The organism is Actinokineospora diospyrosa (genome assembly GCF_024171925.1).
In the GTDB taxonomy this organism is placed as follows: domain Bacteria; phylum Actinomycetota; class Actinomycetes; order Mycobacteriales; family Pseudonocardiaceae; genus Actinokineospora; species Actinokineospora diospyrosa.
Genome location: NZ_JAMTCO010000002.1, coordinates 385892 through 401405 on the forward strand (window position 1 = coordinate 385892; position 15514 = coordinate 401405).

The window sequence follows — 15514 nt, forward strand, 5'->3', positions numbered from 1 at the left end:
CTCGGACCCGTCGGTGCCAGCCTGCGCCCCGTCAGGTCCGCCCCAACCCACAGTGCCAGCCACTGGACACTCGGACCCGTCGGTGCCAACTCGCCCCCCGTCAGGTCCGCCCCGACCCACCTGCTCAGCGCCTGGACAGTCGGACTCGCTGGTGCCAACTGCTCGATGGGGCGGACTTGTTTTGCGTGGGGGGACAACACCCGTAGCGTTTCCGCGCGGCAGGGCCTGCTTTTGGGCCCCTGCTTTGCGGTTCTGCCTCGGGTGTTGTAGGGGCCCCACGCACAACAAGTTCGCCCCATCGAGCTCGTCGCATTGTCGCGGATCTCCGCCGATGTTGCCGCCAGGCGACGAGGCGGCTACCGGAGCCGAAGGCGGAGGCCCGAATCCCTTGCCCCGCACTCCCGGCAACGGCTGACGTCAAGATCAACCTGATCGAAAGCCCCCAAATACACAGCTTACCGCGCAGCGCCGACAAAACAGGGCCAGCAACCGGAGCCTGTGGACAGCTGGAACCGTTGGGGACAAACAACAACAACAACCGCCCCTGCCAAGATCATCTACCACGAGAGCCCCCGATATACAGCCTACCGAGCGGCGCCGACAAAACAGGAGCAGCGAACGGAGCCTGTGGACAGTCAAAGGCATTGTGGACAACTCATCCGCAGTCAGTTCACCCAGACACCTCACCCAGAGGCGCCTCACCAACTGCCCAGCCCGCAGCCCCCGCCGAGGCCAGGCGGCACCCAGACCAGCCAGCAGCCCCTCATGCCGAACAGCGCTCCAGGCCGAACAGCGCTCCAGACAGAACGGCACCCCAGACCAGACAGCACCCCAGACCAGACAGCACCCCAGACCAGACAGCTCCTCAAGCCGCACAGCGCCCCCGCAGACCACCCCACCCCCATCGGAACCGGTTCCGATACAGGCGATTCGGTCACAGCCCCGCACTGCTGTGCCGTCCAACTATCCGTTCGTCGAACAGTTGTCCCAGGCCGCGTGGTCTGATTCGATAAAGAGAGACCGCTGACCTCCTGACCTGCGCGCGTCCAGGTGAACGCTAGGGTTCCCAGGGAGGGCGGATGTTTCCGCCGGGCCCGCTTCGGCTCGGCCAACCAGTCGCAGAAACGAGGAGACCCAGGTGACGGTTCGCGTAGGTGTCAATGGTTTCGGTCGGATCGGTCGCAACTTCTGGCGCGCCGTGCAGGCGAGCGACCACGACATCGAGATCGTGGCCTTCAACGACCTCGGTGACGTCGCGACCATGGCCCACCTGCTCAAGTACGACAGCATCCTGGGCCGGTTGCCGCAGGACGTGTCGGTGACGGCCGAGGGCATCAAGGTCGGCGACACCACCATCAAGGCGCTCGCCGAGCGCGACCCGGGCAAGCTGCCCTGGAAGGACCTGGGCGTCGACGTCGTCGTCGAGTCCACCGGGTTCTTCACCAAGGCCGCCGACGCCCGCAAGCACGTCGACGAGGGTGGCGCCAAGAAGGTCATCATCTCCGCGCCAGCCAAGGGTGAGGACCTCACCGTCGTGCTCGGCGCGAACGAGGGCCAGTACGACGGCTCGCAGACGGTGATCTCCAACGCCTCCTGCACCACCAACTGCCTGGCCCCGCTGGCCAAGGTGCTGCACGACGCGTTCACCATCGAGCGCGGTCTGATGACCACCATCCACGCCTACACCCAGGACCAGAACCTGCAGGACGCCCCGCACAGCGACCTGCGCAGGGCCCGGGCCGCCGCGCTCAACATAGTGCCCACCTCGACCGGCGCCGCGAAGGCGATCGGCCTGGTGCTGCCCGACCTCAACGGCAAGCTCGACGGCTACGCGCTGCGCGTCCCGGTGCCGACCGGCTCGGCGACCGACCTGACCGTCACCCTGGGCCGCGAGGTCACCCTCGACGAGGTCCAGGCCGCCTACCAGGCCGCGGCCGAGGGCCCGCTCAAGGGCATCCTGCGCTACAACACCGACCCGATCGTCTCCGCCGACATCGTCACCGACCCGGCGTCGTGCATCTACGACGCGCCGCTGACCAAGGTCAGCGGCAACCTGGTCAAGGTCGTCGGCTGGTACGACAACGAGTGGGGCTACTCCAACCGCCTCGCCGACCTGACCGCGCTCGTCGCCTCGAAGCTCTGAGGGGTCCCGGCTTGAAGACTCTCGACGACCTGCTCGCCGAGGGCGTGACCGGTCGGCGCGTGCTCGTGCGCGCCGACCTCAACGTCCCGCTCGACGGCGAGACGATCACCGACGACGGCCGGGTCCGCGCGTCGCTGCCCACCCTCACCCGCCTCGCCGAGGCGGGCGCCCGGGTGGTCGTGGCCGCGCACCTGGGTCGCCCCAAGGGCGCCCCCGAGGCCAAGTTCTCCCTCGCCCCGGTCGCCGCGCGCCTCGGTGAGCTGCTCGGCCGCCCGGTCGCGCTGGCCGCGGACGTGGTCGGCGAGTCCGCCAAGGCCACCGTCGCCGGTCTGGCCGACGGCGAGGTCGCCCTGCTGGAGAACGTGCGGTTCGACCCGCGCGAGACCAGCAAGGACGCCGCCGAGCGGGACGCGCTCGCAGGCGAGTTCGCCGCCCTGGCCGATGCCTTCGTCTCCGACGGCTTCGGCGTGGTGCACCGCAAGCAGGCCTCGGTCTACGAGGTCGCCACCAAGCTCCCGGCCTACGCCGGTGGCCTGGTGCTCGCCGAGGTCGAGGTGCTGCGCAAGCTCACCGGCGACCCCGCCCGCCCGTACGTGGTGGCGCTCGGCGGCTCGAAGGTCTCCGACAAGCTCGCCGTCATCGAGTCCCTGCTGCCCAAGGTCGACGCGATCCTGGTCGGCGGCGGCATGTGCTTCACCTTCCTCGCGGCCGAGGGCCTCGGGGTCGGCGACTCGCTGCTGGAGGCCGAGATGATCGACACCTGCAAGCGGCTGCTCGCCGAGCACCCGGAGAAGATCCTGCTGCCCGCCGACGTGGTCATCGCCGACGCGTTCTCCGCCGAGGCGAACACCCACACCGTGCTCGCGGCCAACATCCGCGAGGGCTGGAAGGGCCTGGACGTCGGCCCGATCACCGTCGAGCGCTACAGCGAGGTCATCGCGGGCGCGGGCACGGTGTTCTGGAACGGCCCGATGGGCGTCTTCGAGCTCGCCCCGTTCGCCGAGGGCACCCGCGGCGTCGCCCAGGCGATCGTGGACTCGTCGGCGTTCTCCGTGGTCGGCGGCGGCGACTCGGCCGCAGCGGTCCGGCTGCTCGGGCTCCCCGAGGACGGCTTCTCGCACATCTCCACCGGCGGGGGTGCGTCCTTGGAGTTCCTCGAGGGCAAGGACCTGCCCGGCGTTTCCGTCTTGGAGGGCTGATGGCCAGGCAGGTGCTGATCGCGGGCAACTGGAAGATGAACCTCAACCACCTCGAGGCCATCGCCCTGGTGCAGAAGATCGCCTTCTCCCTCCCGGAGAAGTACTACGCCAAGGTCGAGGTGGCGGTGCTGCCGCCGTTCACCGACATCCGGTCGATCCAGACCATGGTCGACGGCGACAAGCTCCTGCTGCGCTACGGCGCCCAGGACATCTCCCGCTACGACTCCGGCGCCTACACCGGCGAGGTGTCCGGCCCGATGCTGGCCAAGCTGGGCTGCACCTACGTCACCGTGGGGCACTCCGAGCGGCGCGAGTACCACGCCGAGACCGACGAGCTGGTCAACACCAAGGTCAAGGCGGCGCTCAAGCACGGCATCACGCCGATCCTGTGCCTGGGCGAGCAGTTGGCGGTCCGCGAGGAAGGCGGCCACGTCGAGCACTGCGTCGCCCAGCTCATCGCGGGCCTCAAGGGCCTCAAGGCCGAGCAGGTGGCCAAGGTCGTCATCGCCTACGAACCCGTCTGGGCGATCGGCACCGGCAAGGTCGCCACCGCGGCGGACGCGCAGGAGGTCTGCGCCGCGCTGCGCGCCGCCCTCACCGAGAAGTACGGCGACGAGGTCGCCGGAACCGTCCGCGTGCTCTACGGCGGTTCGGTGAAATCCGGCAACATCGGCGAGCTGGTGGCGCAGGACGACATCGATGGTGCCCTGGTCGGCGGCGCGAGCCTGCAGGCCGACGAGTTCACGAAACTGTGCGCCATGGCCGCGGGCGGACCACTCCCGTAGCGGTGTTCTACCAGGTCAGGGCGCCGGGAACCGTGTTTCCCGGCGCCCTGGCGCATTCCCGGCGGCCGTGCACGTGCACGTGCGGATGCGATCTTCGGCTATTCTGGTAACGACGTCGGCACGCCACGTCGGGGCGGTGGTCGAACCCGGGGGAGTCACCGGGTAATCTGAGGCCTCAACCACACGACCGCGAGGACCCGATGATTCTGACGCTGCAGATCGCTCTGATCGTCTCCAGCCTTCTGCTGATCTTGCTGGTGCTGCTGCACCGGGGCCGCGGTGGCGGTCTGTCCTCGCTGTTCGGCGGTGGTATGCAGTCCAGTCTGTCCGGCTCGAGTGTGGTGGAGAAGAACCTCGACCGGGTCACGCTGTTCGTCGGCGCGGTGTGGATCATCTGCGTCATCGGCCTCGGCCTGCTGGTGAAGATCAGCTGATCCGCCCGGTGCTGGTCGCAGGCCATCAGGACAAAAAGGACGCGGCCGAGCCCCGCGTCCGACCACGTGGTGGGGGTGTGAACATCAATGGCCGGTGGTAACGCGATCCGGGGTACCCGGGTCGGTGCTGGTCCTATGGGAGAGTCCGAGCGCGGGGAATCCGCGCCTCGGCAGCGAGTGTCCTACTGGTGCGCCAACGGACACGAGTCACGTCCGTCGTTCGCGCTGGACGCGGAGAAGCCAGAGTCCTGGGACTGCCCGCGCTGCGGTCTCCCCGCCGGTCTCGACGAGCAGGCGCCCCCCAAGGCGCCCCGCAACGAGCCCTACAAAACCCACCTCGCCTACGTCAAGGAACGCCGCTCCGACGCCGACGGCGAGGCCATCCTCGCCGAAGCGCTCGCCAAGCTGCGCGCCAAGCGCGAAGGCTGAGGTACCCCAGCAAGACCCCCTGCGACCCCACGTCCACCCGGACGTGGGGTCGCAGTCTTTCGCAGCCCAGTTTCACCCCACAAACGCCCCTGGCGACCCATCCCTCTACTCCCGGCCGCAGCACCACTCCCTAGACGCTGGTCGCCAGCGCCAGCAACCTCCAGGAGCGCGGGGTCGCCCGGGCGGTCTGGGCAGAGGTGACCGGCATGAGTGGGATCAGTACAGAGCGAGCGGACCCAACGGTGCCATCCCACTTCCCGCCAGGTCCGCCCCGACCCACAGTGCCAGCCCCCGGACACTCGGACCCGGCGGTGCCAACTGGCCTTCCGTCAGGTCCGCCCCAGCCCACCTACCCAGCGCCTGGACAGTCGGAGTCGCTGGTGCCAGGCCGGCTCGATGGGGCGGACTTGTTTTGCGTGGGGGGACGGCACCCGTAGCGTCGGTAACCGACAGGGCCAGGCTTTTCGGCCCCTGCTGTGCGGTCCTGCCACGGGTGTCGTAGGGGCCCCGCGCAAAACAAGTTCGCCCCATCGAGCTTTCCGCATTGTCGCGGATCAGATGCAATGCCGAAGGCGAGCCGTTTACCGGAGCCGAAGGCGGAGGCCCGAATCCCTTGCTCCGCACTCCCAACCCCGGCCTACGTCAAGATCAACCTGATCGAAAGCCCCCAAATACACAGCTTACCGCGCGGCACCGACAAACCGGGAGCGCCAAGCAGCAGCCTGTGGACAACCGGAACCGAGCCACCGCAACAGCCCCCGCCAAGATCAGCTGAATCAAGAGCCCCCGATATTACAGCCTACCGACGGAGCCCGACCGAACAGAACCAACAAACACGCCCAGTGGACAACCAAACCGGTTGTGGATAACTCGCCAAAGCAAGATCATCCACCACAAAGACCCCCCGATATACAGCTTACCGACGGAGAACGACAGAGCAGCAGCAGAAAAAGCGCCCTGTGGACAAGCAGCCCAGTTGTGGATAACCCCAAAAAGAACAGCGGCCCCGCGCCCAAGGACGCGGAGCCGCTGCCACAAACCTCAGTACCGGAACGCGCTGATCAAGGTCCGCAGGTCTGCCGAAGCCTCGCTCAGCGTCTCCGCGGTGCGCTTGGCCGCGGTGGCGGCCGAGCTGGTGTCCTCGGTGGCGCTGGCCAGGCCCGCGATGCCGGTGCCGATCTGGACCACGGCGTTGGCCGTCTCGTGCACGTTGCGGCTCATCTCCGCGGTGGTGGCGGTCTGCTCCTCCACCGCTGCCGCGATGACCGTCTGGGTGTCGCAGATCGAGCTGACGACCTGGCCGATCTGGTGGATGGCGGAGGTGGCCTCCGCGCTGCCCTGCTCGATGGCCTTGATCCGGCGGGTGATGTCCTCGGTGGCGGTCGCGGTCTGCTGGGCCAGTTCCTTGACCTCGCCCGCCACGACGGCGAAGCCCTTGCCGGACTCGCCCGCTCGGGCGGCCTCGATGGTGGCGTTGAGGGCCAGCAGGTTGGTCTGCTCGGCGATGGAGCTGATCAGCTTCACCACGGTGCCGATCTCGGCGGTGGCCTCGCCGAGGGCGGCGACGGCCTGGTTGGCGGTCTCGGTGTCGCGGACGCCGTCGGTGGCGACGTCGGCGGCGCGGCTGGCGTTCTGGGTGATCTCGTCGATCGCGGCGCGCATCTGCTCCGAGGCGCTGGCCATCGCGGTGACCATGGTGGACACCTCGGTGGCGGTCTCGTTGATCGAGTTGGCCTCGGTGCTGGTGTCCCCGGCGGTCTCGGCGAGCATGCCGCTGACCGTGGACAGCTCGTTGGACGCCCCGGCGACCTCCTCGGCGCGGGCGGCGACCCGGCCGATGAGCTCCTGGGTGCGCTCGGCCAGCAGGTTGAAGCCCTGGGCGACCTCGCCGAGCTCGTCGGCGCGGCCCTGCTCGATGCGCTGGGTCAGGTCGCCACCGGCGATCCCGGCCAGGCCCGCGCGCAGCCTGCTCAGCGGCTTGGTGATCGAGCGGACCAGCAGCACGGTCAACCCGAAACCGGCGAGGAACGCGGCGGCGGCGAGCAGGATCGTGGTCAGCGTGGCCTCGTCGGCGCGGGTCTCGGCGAGGGCGATCGCGGCGGCGGACTCGGCCTCCACGTCCTCGACCAGCAGGTCGATCTTCTCGGCGATCTTGTTGAAGTTCTCGATCTCCTGCACCGCGACCAGCTCGTTGGCCTTGGCGACCAGCGCCGGGTCGGCGGAGCGGTAGTCGGTGACGATCTCCTCGTCGAGGTCCATGAAGGTGCCGAACAGGTCGGTGATGGCCTTGACCTCGGTCGCCTGTTCGCCGTCGAGGCCGAGCGCGGCGAGCGCGGCGAGCTCCTTGCGGAAGGAGGCGGCCGAGGCCAGGAACGCGGCGCGGGCGCTCGCGGTGTCCGCGGTCGCGCCCTCCACCCCGCGCATGACGTCGAAGGCGTAGGCGGTCTGCCAGCCGTTGAAGTCGCCGGAGCGGAACTTCACCTGCATCGCCAGCTGGGTGAGCTGCCGGGACCGGGCGATCTCCTCGGCCGAGGCGCGCTCGCGCTCCAGACCGGACACCGCCACCGTCGCCAGCGCGCACAGCAGTACCAGCAACACGGCCATCGCCGCGCCGACCCGCACACCGACCCGCAGGTCCGAGATTCGCTTCAGCATGTGCCACCGTTCCACTCACGCGGTCACCCGCGGGTCAGGTCGAGATCGACCGGCCCTTCGGCGGGTGCTCGGCACACTTGAGGCGAAACAACCGGGATGCCCCGATTGCGCTATCGGGCCGGGTCAGCCCGCCAGCGGGTACCGCGCGCGAACCTCGAACCCGCCGTCCGCGGTCGGCCCCGCGTCGAGGCTGCCACCCAGCAGACCGGCGCGTTCGCGCAGGCCGAGCAGCCCGTGACCGCCCGAGGGCAGGGTGCCCAGCTGCCGCCGCCGCGGCGGGTCGTTGGTGATCTCGACGACCAGCGCGTGCGGCTCGGCCAAGATGCGAACCGAGGCCCGTGAGCCCGCGGCGTGCTTGCGCACGTTGGTCAGCGCCTCCTGCACCGTCCGGTACGCCGCCCGCGACACCGCGCCGGGCAGCCCGGCCGGGCAGGCGTCCACCAGCAACCGCACGTCCGGGTCCTGGACCAGGTCGGCGAGGTCCTCCAGCCCCGGCTGGGCCTCGTCGTCGTCCACCCCCGAGCGCAGCACCCCGACCAGCTCGCGCAGCTCCTCCAGGGTGCGGGTGCTCAGCGACCGGATCGTCTCCGCCGCCTCCCTGGTCGCCTGGTCGCGCACGTCGACCTGCATCGCGCCCGCCTGCATCGCGATCAGCGTCACCTGGTGGGAGACCACGTCGTGCATCTCCCTGGCCAGCTTCGCCCGCTCCGCCGAGCGCACCGTCGCCGCGTGCAGCAGCTTCTCCCGCTCCCGGCTGCGGGCCAGCTCCCGGATCCGGCTGGACAGCTCGTGGCGCACCGCGATCAGCAGCCCGATCGCCACCGGCATACCGGCCACCAGCACGCCGTAGATCGCGTCGGAGAGGTGCTGGCGCCAGGTCAGCGTCAGGAACTCCGCCCACGGCCACAGCACGAACCTGCTCAGCCCGACCAGCACCGCGCCAGCCGCCGTCCGCCAGCTCACCAGGTTCCGCCTGGCCAGCGCGCAGAGGGTGATCATCGCCGCCAGCTGGGCCCAGCCCGCGAAGAACCCGGGGATGGTGATCAGCACCGCGACGAAGGGCAGGTGCCTGCGCAGCAGCACCGCGGGCACCGCCAACCAGGACAGCCACAGCGAGTAGGTCTGCACGTCCGGCGGCACGACCAGCCACACGTCCAGCGAGGCCACCAGCAGGGCCAGCGCGTCGGAACCCAGCTCGCGGACCCGCCTGCGCTCGCGCAGCGCGGCCAGCCTGCGCGGCAGCCGCAACCCGGGCAACCGGAACAGCGTGGACACCGCGCGCCGCGACCTCGGCGGGACCGGCCGCGCGCCCACCTCGGCCGCCTCGTCGCGGCCGACACCCTCCGGTGTCAGCATGGGGGTGACCAGCGCCGCACCTCCTCCCGGGCCGGGACTGGGGTCCGCTCCAGCCACGTCCCCCGGCTCGGGGCGCGGCGCTCCACGCGGATGGCTGTCGTGCCCGGCCGCGCGCTGGGTCGGCACGCGCTCGCGGGCGCTACCATTCTCCCGGTCCTGGGCCTGCCCGCGCTGGCGCTGTGGCATGGAACGCCCTTCCTGCGACGACCCGCCGCACGCTGCCTGGTGGTGTCGTCACCCATCAAGACAGACAACACCGGCCCCGGGACGGCGCCCGCCCAACAACTGTGCGGGAGCAAACGCACGGTGCCCGTTCGGAGCAGAGGGGAGGAGCCACCCGGGTGCGCACGCTCATCGTCGACAACCACGACTCCTTCACCTACAACCTCTACCAGGCGCTCGCCCGCCTCGACGGCGCCCGCCCGGTGGTGGTGCGCAACGACGAGGACTGGGACCTCGGCGGGCTCGTGGACTTCGACAACGTGGTGATCTCCCCGGGCCCCGGTCACCCTGGCGTGCCGGGTGACTTCGGTCTCAGCCGGGCCGTCCTCGCCGCGGCCAGGCAGCCGCTGCTCGGGGTGTGCTTGGGCCACCAGGGACTGTGCCTGTTGGCCGGTGCCCGGGTGGAGCACGCGCCCGAAGTGCGCCACGGCAGGCTTTCCGAGGTTCACCACGACGGTCGGGATCTATTCAGTGAATTGCCTTCCCCGATGCGGGTAGTGCGTTACCACTCGCTGGCGGCGGTAGACCTACCGGAGACCCTTGAGGCCACCGCGTGGAGTGAGGACGGTGTCCTCATGGGTGTGCGGCACCGCGAGCGCCCGGCTTGGGGTGTGCAGTTCCACCCGGAGTCGATCGCGACCGAACACGGTGTCGCGCTGTTGGCGAACTTCGAGGCGCTGACCCGGGACTGGTGGTCGCGCCATCCCAGGGAGCGGGTCTCCTCGTTCCCCGCCCCGACCGGGGCCCACGCGGTACCGGTGCCCGCGCCACCCGCCCGCCCCGGACCGGGTGCCGGGGTGCTGGTCGAGAAGATCACCGTAGCCGTCACCGCGGAAGAGGCTTTCGCCGCCCTCTACGGGGACTCGACGCACGCGTTCTGGTTGGACAGCGCAGCCGACGGCCGGTTCTCCTTCCTGGGCGACGCGAGTGGCCCACGCGCCAGAGTCGCCACCGCCGACGTGGCTGCGGGAACCGTGACGGTCACCTCCGCGGACGGCGTGTCCGTGGTCGACAGCGAGTTCCTGGCCTGGCTCGACGACGACCTCGCCGCGCACCCGGTGTCGGTGCCCCCGCTGCCGTTCGACTTCGCCCTGGGCTGGGTCGGGTACCTGGGCTACGAGCTCAAGGCCGAGTGCGGCGGGGACCAGGCGCACCGCGCGGTCGACCCGGACGCCCAGTTGGTGTTCGCCGACCGCGCGATCGCCTTCGACCACGAGACCGGCGAGGTCTACCTGCTGGCCCTCGACGGGCCCGGAGCGCTCGCCTGGCTGGCCGCGACCGCCGAGACCCTCGCCGAGGTGCCCCCGCTCGCCCCACCCGGCCCCGCAGGCGTCTCCGCCGGACCGCTGGTCGCCCGGCACGACCGCGACGAGTACCTCGCGATGATCGCCCAGTGCCAGCGCGCGATCGGCGACGGCGAGACCTACGAGGTGTGCCTGACCAACGAGCTGACCGCCACCGCCGAGGTCGACGTCTGGAGCACCTACCGGGTCCTGCGCCGCGCGAACCCCGCCCGCTACGGCGCGCTGCTGCGCCTGGGTGGCCTGTCGGTGCTGAGCACCTCGCCGGAGCGGTTCCTCGCGATCACCGCGGACGGCGTCGCCGAGTCCCGGCCGATCAAGGGCACCCGACCGCGCGGCGCGACTCCCGAGGAGGACCGGCGGCTGCGCCACGAGCTGGCCACCGGGGAGAAGGACCGCGCGGAGAACCTGATGATCGTCGACCTGGTCCGCAACGACCTCGGGGTGTACGCCGAGGTCGGCTCGGTCGAGGTGCCCGGCCTGTTCGAGGTGGAGACCTACCCGACGGTGCACCAGCTGGTCAGCACCGTCCGCGCCCGACTGGCCGAGGGCGTGTCCGCGGTGCGCTGCGTGCGGGCGGCGTTCCCCGGCGGCTCGATGACCGGGGCGCCCAAGGAGCGGACCATGCGGATCATCGACCGGCTCGAGGGCGGCCCGCGCGGGGTCTACTCCGGGGCGATCGGCTACTTCTCGCTCACCGGCGCCGCCGACCTGAGCGTGGTCATCCGGACCCTGGTGGCGCGACCGGGCGCGGTGTCCTTCGGGGTCGGCGGCGCGGTGATCGCGCTGTCGGACCCGGCCGAGGAGTTCGAGGAGACCGCGGTGAAGGCCAAGACGATGGTCGACCTGCTCGGCGCCAGCTTCCCCGGCCGGGTCCGGGCCAGCGGCGGTCGGTCGTTCGGCTGAGGGTCACCCGGTCGTCACTGGCCGTCCCCCTCGGGGGGCCACCATCCGGCCATGACCCGATCCCCGTCTTATCGCGCCGGTGGCATCGCCGTCGCCGTCTTGGCCTGCCTGGTGGCGGTGCCGGGTACGGCGACCGCGCACTCGCGCGAGTTCGACCTGCAGGCCCACCGCGGCGGCCTCGGCCTGCGCGTGGAGAGCAGCCTCAGCTCCTTCGGCAACGCCCTGCGCCTGGGTGTCTCCACGCTGGAGCTCGACGTCCAGATCACCGAGGACGACCAGGCCGTGGTCACCCACGACCGCCGCGTGGACGGCCGCAAGTGCCGCGACACCGGCGCGGCCACCCCGGGCGACCCCGAGTTCCCATACGTCGGCAAGTACGTGCACACGCTGACCCTCGCCCAGGTCCGCACCCTGGACTGCGGCTCGACCCAGCTCGCCGGGTACCCGCGGCAGGAGATCACCCCCGGGTCCCGGATCCCGCTGCTGCGCGAGGTCTTCGCCCTGGCCAAGCGGTACCGGGCCGACGACGTCCGGTTCAACATCGAGACCAAGGTCGAGGCGGGCGCACCGCAGGAGACCGCGCCCCGGGAGGAGTTCGTCCAGATCACCGCGCGCGAGATCGACGCGGCCGGGGTCGGCCGCCGGGTGAGCATCCAGAGCTTCGACTGGGGCGCGCTGATCCGGATGCGCCAGGTCGCGCCCCGGCTGCCGGTCGTCGCGCTGACCAACTACGACTTCCTGCAGACCGGCCAGCCCGGCAAGTCCCCCTGGCTGGGCGGCCTCGACATCGACGACTTCGGCGGCGACCCGATCAAGGCCATCAAGACCTTCGGCGCCACCGCGTTCTCCCCGGTGCACGGCTTCCCCCAGGGCGGCACGGTCAACGACCCCGGCTACCGCCCGTACGTCACCGCCGAGCTCGTGCGCCACGCCCACCGCAACGGCGTCAAGGTCATCCCGTGGACCGTGGACGACGTCGCGACCATGGCCAAGCTGATCGACGACGGTGTGGACGGCCTGATCACCGACTACCCGGACCGGTTGCGCGCACTGCTGGCCCAGCGCGGCTACCGGCTGCCCCGCGCGTACGCGTCCCCGTTCGACGTCCAGGGCCACCGCGGCGCCCGCGCGGTCCGGCCGGAGAACACCCTGGCCGCTTTCCGCTACGCGCTCTCGGTTCCCGCGGTGTCCACTTTGGAATTGGACACCGGGATCACCGAGGACGGCGCGGTCGTGGTGATCCACGACCGCACGATCAACGGCTCGCACTGCGTCGACACCGCGCCGGTGCGCCCCGGTGACCCGGAGTTCCCGTACGTGGGCAAGCGGGTGCGCGACCTGACGCTGGCGCAGGTGAAGACGCTCGACTGCGGCTCGAAGACGCTGGCCGAGTTCCCGCGCCAGGTGGCCGTTCCCGGCGAGCGCATCCCCACGCTGGCCGAGGTGTTCGCCGCGGCCCGGGTCCGCAAGGACATCCGCTTCAACATCGAGACCAAGATCAGCCCCACCGCCGCGGACACCGCGCCGTACGAGGTGTTCACCCGCGAGGTCGTGTCCGAGATCACCCGCGCGGGCGTCGTCGGGCGCACCACCCTGCAGTCCTTCGACTGGCGCACCATCCAGCTGTCCAAGCGCATCCAGCCCCGCCTGGAGACGGTCGCCCTGGTGTGGCAGTACGGCCCGGCCGAGTGCGCCACCGTCGCCGACGAGTGCTCGCTACAAGCCGTCTACGGCAACCCGTCGGTCAAGTCCCCGTGGACCGGCGGCCTGGACTGGTGGAAGACCCGCGACCTGGCCCGCCTCGTCCGCCAGTCCGGCGCCTCGACCGTGTCCGCCAACTGGCAGGTCCACGACCCGGCCCAGACGACGGTGTCCAACCCGGACTGGTACCTCCGCCAAGACCCGACCTACTTCCACGGCCCCGACGTCGCGGGTCTGCACCGCAAGGGCCTCAAGGTCGTCCCCTACACCGTGAACGACGAGCCGACCCTCGAGCGCGTCATCGCCTTGGGCGTCGACGGCATCATCTCCGACGACCCGGACCTGCTGATCGCCGTGGCCAAGCGCAACGGCCTCCGGTAGGTCTCCCCGCAACGACTTCGGCCGCGTCCCGGGAACGGGACGCGGCCGAAGCTGCCTTACGGGCTTATCGCTATTCACCTTGTCGGGCTATCGCCCGGCGGCCGCCTTGTCGAGCAGCCACAACGTCAACTCCGACCCCCGTGCCCCGGCCGCCGGGAGGTCCACTTCGGACGCGCCGGACAGGGCTGTGGTGACGGCTTCCGCTTTGGCGGCGCCGGTGGTCAGCAGCCAGACCTGCCGGGCCTCGCGGGCCGCGGGCAGGGTCAGGCTGATCCGGGTGGGCGGCGGCTTGGGGCAGTCGTGCACCGCGACCACCGTCGCCTCCACCTCGTGGACGGCGGGGGAGTCCGGGAACACCGACAGGGTGTGGCCCTCTTCCCCCACCCCGGCCAGCAGGATGTCCAAGGTCGTGCCGAACAGCTCCTTGGCGTACGCCGCGGCGGCCAGTTCCGGGTCGTCACCGAAGGGGCCGTCGGACGGGGGGATGGCGTGGATGTTGGCCTTGGGGATGGTGATGTGGTCGAGCAGCGCCGCCCTGGCCTGGGTCTCGTTGCGGTCCGGGTGCTTGCCCGGCAGGAACCGCTCGTCGCCCCAGAAGACGTCCACTGTGGACCAGTCGATGGCGGTGGCCGCGGTGTTGACCCGCAGGTGCTCCAGCACCGCGGTGCCGGTGCGGCCGCCGGTCAGCGCGATGGCGACCCTGGGCTGGGTCGCCTGCAGGTCGGTGATGGCCGTGACCAACCTGGCCGCGGTGGCGCTGGCCAGCAGTGGGGGATCGGTGTAGACGATGACCCGCTTCATGACTTCCCCTTGGCTGGTTGCCGCGATGTCGCACGGGGTTTCTTCGCGGTGGCCGCGGTCTTGGCCTTCGGACCGTCCTTCTTGGACAGCACGGCCTCCGCCTCGGCCGCCGAGACCACCGGGGTGTCGTCGGGGGCGGCGGGGGCCTTGGTCGGGGTCTTGACCGGGGTGCGGCCGCGCACGATCTTGGTGAGGCCCTTGAGGGTCTCCTCGAACGGCTCGTCCGGGTCCAGCCTGCGCAGCTCCTCGGCCAGGCAGTCCCGGTTCGCGCGGCGCTGCAGCGCCACCCGGCGGGCGGGCTGACCGGGTTGGGTCAGGGTGCCCACCTTGCCGTCCGGGCGCAGCAGCTCCACCGGGCCGGACTTGCGCTCCAGCACGACCGAGATGATCCCCTGGCCGTTGACCGCCTTCGCCCGCCGGACCGGGATCTTCAGCCGGGCGGCGAGCCAGCCTGCCAGCAGGTCGGTCGACGGGGAGTCGCCCTCGCCGGTGACGGTGGCGTCGGTGATCTTCTCGTACGGGGGCAGGTCCAGGGACGCGGCCAGCACCGCGCGCCACAGCGTCAACCGGGTCCAGGCGAGGTCGGTGTCGCCTGCCGCGTAGTGCTTCTGGCGCACCTCCAGCGCCTTGATCGGGTTGCGCTCGGCGGCGGAGTCGGTGATGCGGCGCTGGGCGAGGCGGCCGATCGGGTCGTCCGCGGGCTTGGCGGGCGCCTCGAAGGGCCACCACGCCACGACCGGGGCGTCGGGCAGCAGCAGCGGGATCACGCAGCTGGCACCCTCGTCGGCGAGCGGGCCGTAGAGCCGCAGCACCACGACCTCGCTGGCGCCGGCGTCGCCGCCGACCCGGATCTGCGCGTCCAACCGGGCAGCCGCCTTGCGCGCCCCCCGGGCGACCACGATCACCCGGCACGGGTGCTCGCGGCTCGCGTCGTTCGCGGCGTCTATCGCGTCCTCGGTCTTGGCGCCGTCGTCGGTGACGATCACCAGCGTGAGCACCCGGCCAAGGGCGGTCGCGCCGCCCTGCTCGCGCAGGTGCACCAACTTCGAGTTGACCTGCGAGGTGGTGGTCGAGGGCAGGTCGATGATCACGGTCGCCTCCTGTGCGATCGCGGGGTTCGAGCGGCGCTCACGGGCGCCTCCTGTGCGCTTGCGGGGCACCCGCACCCGGTCGGCAGCCGTGGTGGGGGGCGTGGGCGGCG

10 protein-coding genes and 2 pseudogenes are annotated in these 15514 nt (G+C 70.9%); 8 read left to right on the forward strand and 4 right to left on the reverse strand.

Annotation, left to right across the window (positions count from 1 at the left end):
• Positions 1-1138 precede the first annotated feature (1138 nt).
• The 5 genes from gap to LV75_RS04285 all read left to right on the forward strand — a co-directional run bounded on the left by gap (position 1139) and on the right by LV75_RS04285 (position 4990).
• Positions 1139-2143, forward strand: a complete 1005-nt coding sequence (gene gap, locus LV75_RS04265; RefSeq protein WP_253885288.1) for a type I glyceraldehyde-3-phosphate dehydrogenase — start codon at positions 1139-1141, stop codon at positions 2141-2143.
• Positions 2144-2154: 11 nt separating this feature from the next.
• Positions 2155-3342 (forward strand): phosphoglycerate kinase, encoded by a 1188-nt coding sequence (locus LV75_RS04270; protein WP_253885289.1) that lies wholly within the window; start codon positions 2155-2157, stop codon positions 3340-3342.
• Positions 3342-4127, forward strand: a complete 786-nt coding sequence (tpiA, locus tag LV75_RS04275) for a triose-phosphate isomerase (RefSeq protein ID WP_253885290.1) — start codon at positions 3342-3344, stop codon at positions 4125-4127. The genes LV75_RS04270 and tpiA overlap by 1 nt, the downstream gene beginning before the upstream one ends.
• Before the next feature lie 200 nt (positions 4128-4327).
• The gene (gene secG, locus LV75_RS04280) at positions 4328-4561 is read left to right on the forward strand and encodes a preprotein translocase subunit SecG (protein WP_204454681.1); all 234 of its coding nucleotides are present in this window, start codon (positions 4328-4330) and stop codon (positions 4559-4561) included.
• 87 nt (positions 4562-4648) lie between these two features.
• Positions 4649-4990 (forward strand): RNA polymerase-binding protein RbpA, encoded by a 342-nt coding sequence (locus LV75_RS04285; RefSeq protein WP_026316873.1) that lies wholly within the window; start codon positions 4649-4651, stop codon positions 4988-4990.
• 1041 nt (positions 4991-6031) lie between these two features.
• Here LV75_RS04285 and LV75_RS04290 read toward each other — a convergent pair.
• Together LV75_RS04290 and LV75_RS04295 are read right to left on the reverse strand one after the other, a co-directional pair.
• Positions 6032-7645: a methyl-accepting chemotaxis protein gene (locus LV75_RS04290; protein ID WP_253885291.1), complete on the reverse strand. Its 1614-nt coding sequence runs from the start codon at positions 7643-7645 to the stop codon at positions 6032-6034.
• A 123-nt stretch (positions 7646-7768) separates the two neighbouring features.
• Positions 7769-9187, reverse strand: a complete 1419-nt coding sequence (locus LV75_RS04295) for a sensor histidine kinase (protein WP_253885292.1) — start codon at positions 9185-9187, stop codon at positions 7769-7771.
• Between the two features lie 155 nt (positions 9188-9342).
• Here LV75_RS04295 and pabB point away from each other — a divergent pair, with 155 nt between their 5' ends.
• From pabB to LV75_RS04310, 3 genes and pseudogenes are all read left to right on the forward strand, one after another.
• On the forward strand, positions 9343-11430 hold the full coding sequence (gene pabB / locus LV75_RS04300) for an aminodeoxychorismate synthase component I (protein WP_253885293.1): 2088 nt from the start codon (positions 9343-9345) through the stop codon (positions 11428-11430).
• Positions 11431-11481: 51 nt separating this feature from the next.
• Positions 11482-12519 (forward strand): annotated as a pseudogene (locus LV75_RS04305) (glycerophosphodiester phosphodiesterase family protein); the annotation flags it as partial.
• Between the two features lie 36 nt (positions 12520-12555).
• A pseudogene (locus tag LV75_RS04310) lies at positions 12556-13512 on the forward strand (glycerophosphodiester phosphodiesterase family protein); the annotation flags it as partial.
• A gap of 87 nt (positions 13513-13599) precedes the next feature.
• Here the strand turns inward: LV75_RS04310 and pgl are convergent.
• Complete coding sequence (pgl, locus tag LV75_RS04315) at positions 13600-14313, reverse strand: 6-phosphogluconolactonase (protein ID WP_253885294.1); 714 nt, start codon at positions 14311-14313, stop codon at positions 13600-13602.
• Positions 14310-15404: a glucose-6-phosphate dehydrogenase assembly protein OpcA gene (gene opcA / locus LV75_RS04320; protein WP_253885295.1), complete on the reverse strand. Its 1095-nt coding sequence runs from the start codon at positions 15402-15404 to the stop codon at positions 14310-14312. Before opcA ends, pgl begins: the two co-directional genes overlap by 4 nt.
• Positions 15405-15514: the final 110 nt, after the last annotated feature.

What these genes read in the sequence shown, in the direction of transcription:
- secG (WP_204454681.1), top strand. Translation starts at nt 4,328, where the DNA reads ATGATTCTGACGCTGCAGATCGCTCTGATCGTCTCCAGCCTTCTGCTG.
- LV75_RS04295 (WP_253885292.1), bottom strand. Translation starts at nt 9,187, where the DNA reads ATGCCACAGCGCCAGCGCGGGCAGGCCCAGGACCGGGAGAATGGTAGC.
- LV75_RS04285 (WP_026316873.1), top strand. Translation starts at nt 4,649, where the DNA reads ATGGCCGGTGGTAACGCGATCCGGGGTACCCGGGTCGGTGCTGGTCCT.
- tpiA (WP_253885290.1), top strand. Translation starts at nt 3,342, where the DNA reads ATGGCCAGGCAGGTGCTGATCGCGGGCAACTGGAAGATGAACCTCAAC.
- LV75_RS04290 (WP_253885291.1), bottom strand. Translation starts at nt 7,645, where the DNA reads ATGCTGAAGCGAATCTCGGACCTGCGGGTCGGTGTGCGGGTCGGCGCG.
- pgl (WP_253885294.1), bottom strand. Translation starts at nt 14,313, where the DNA reads ATGAAGCGGGTCATCGTCTACACCGATCCCCCACTGCTGGCCAGCGCC.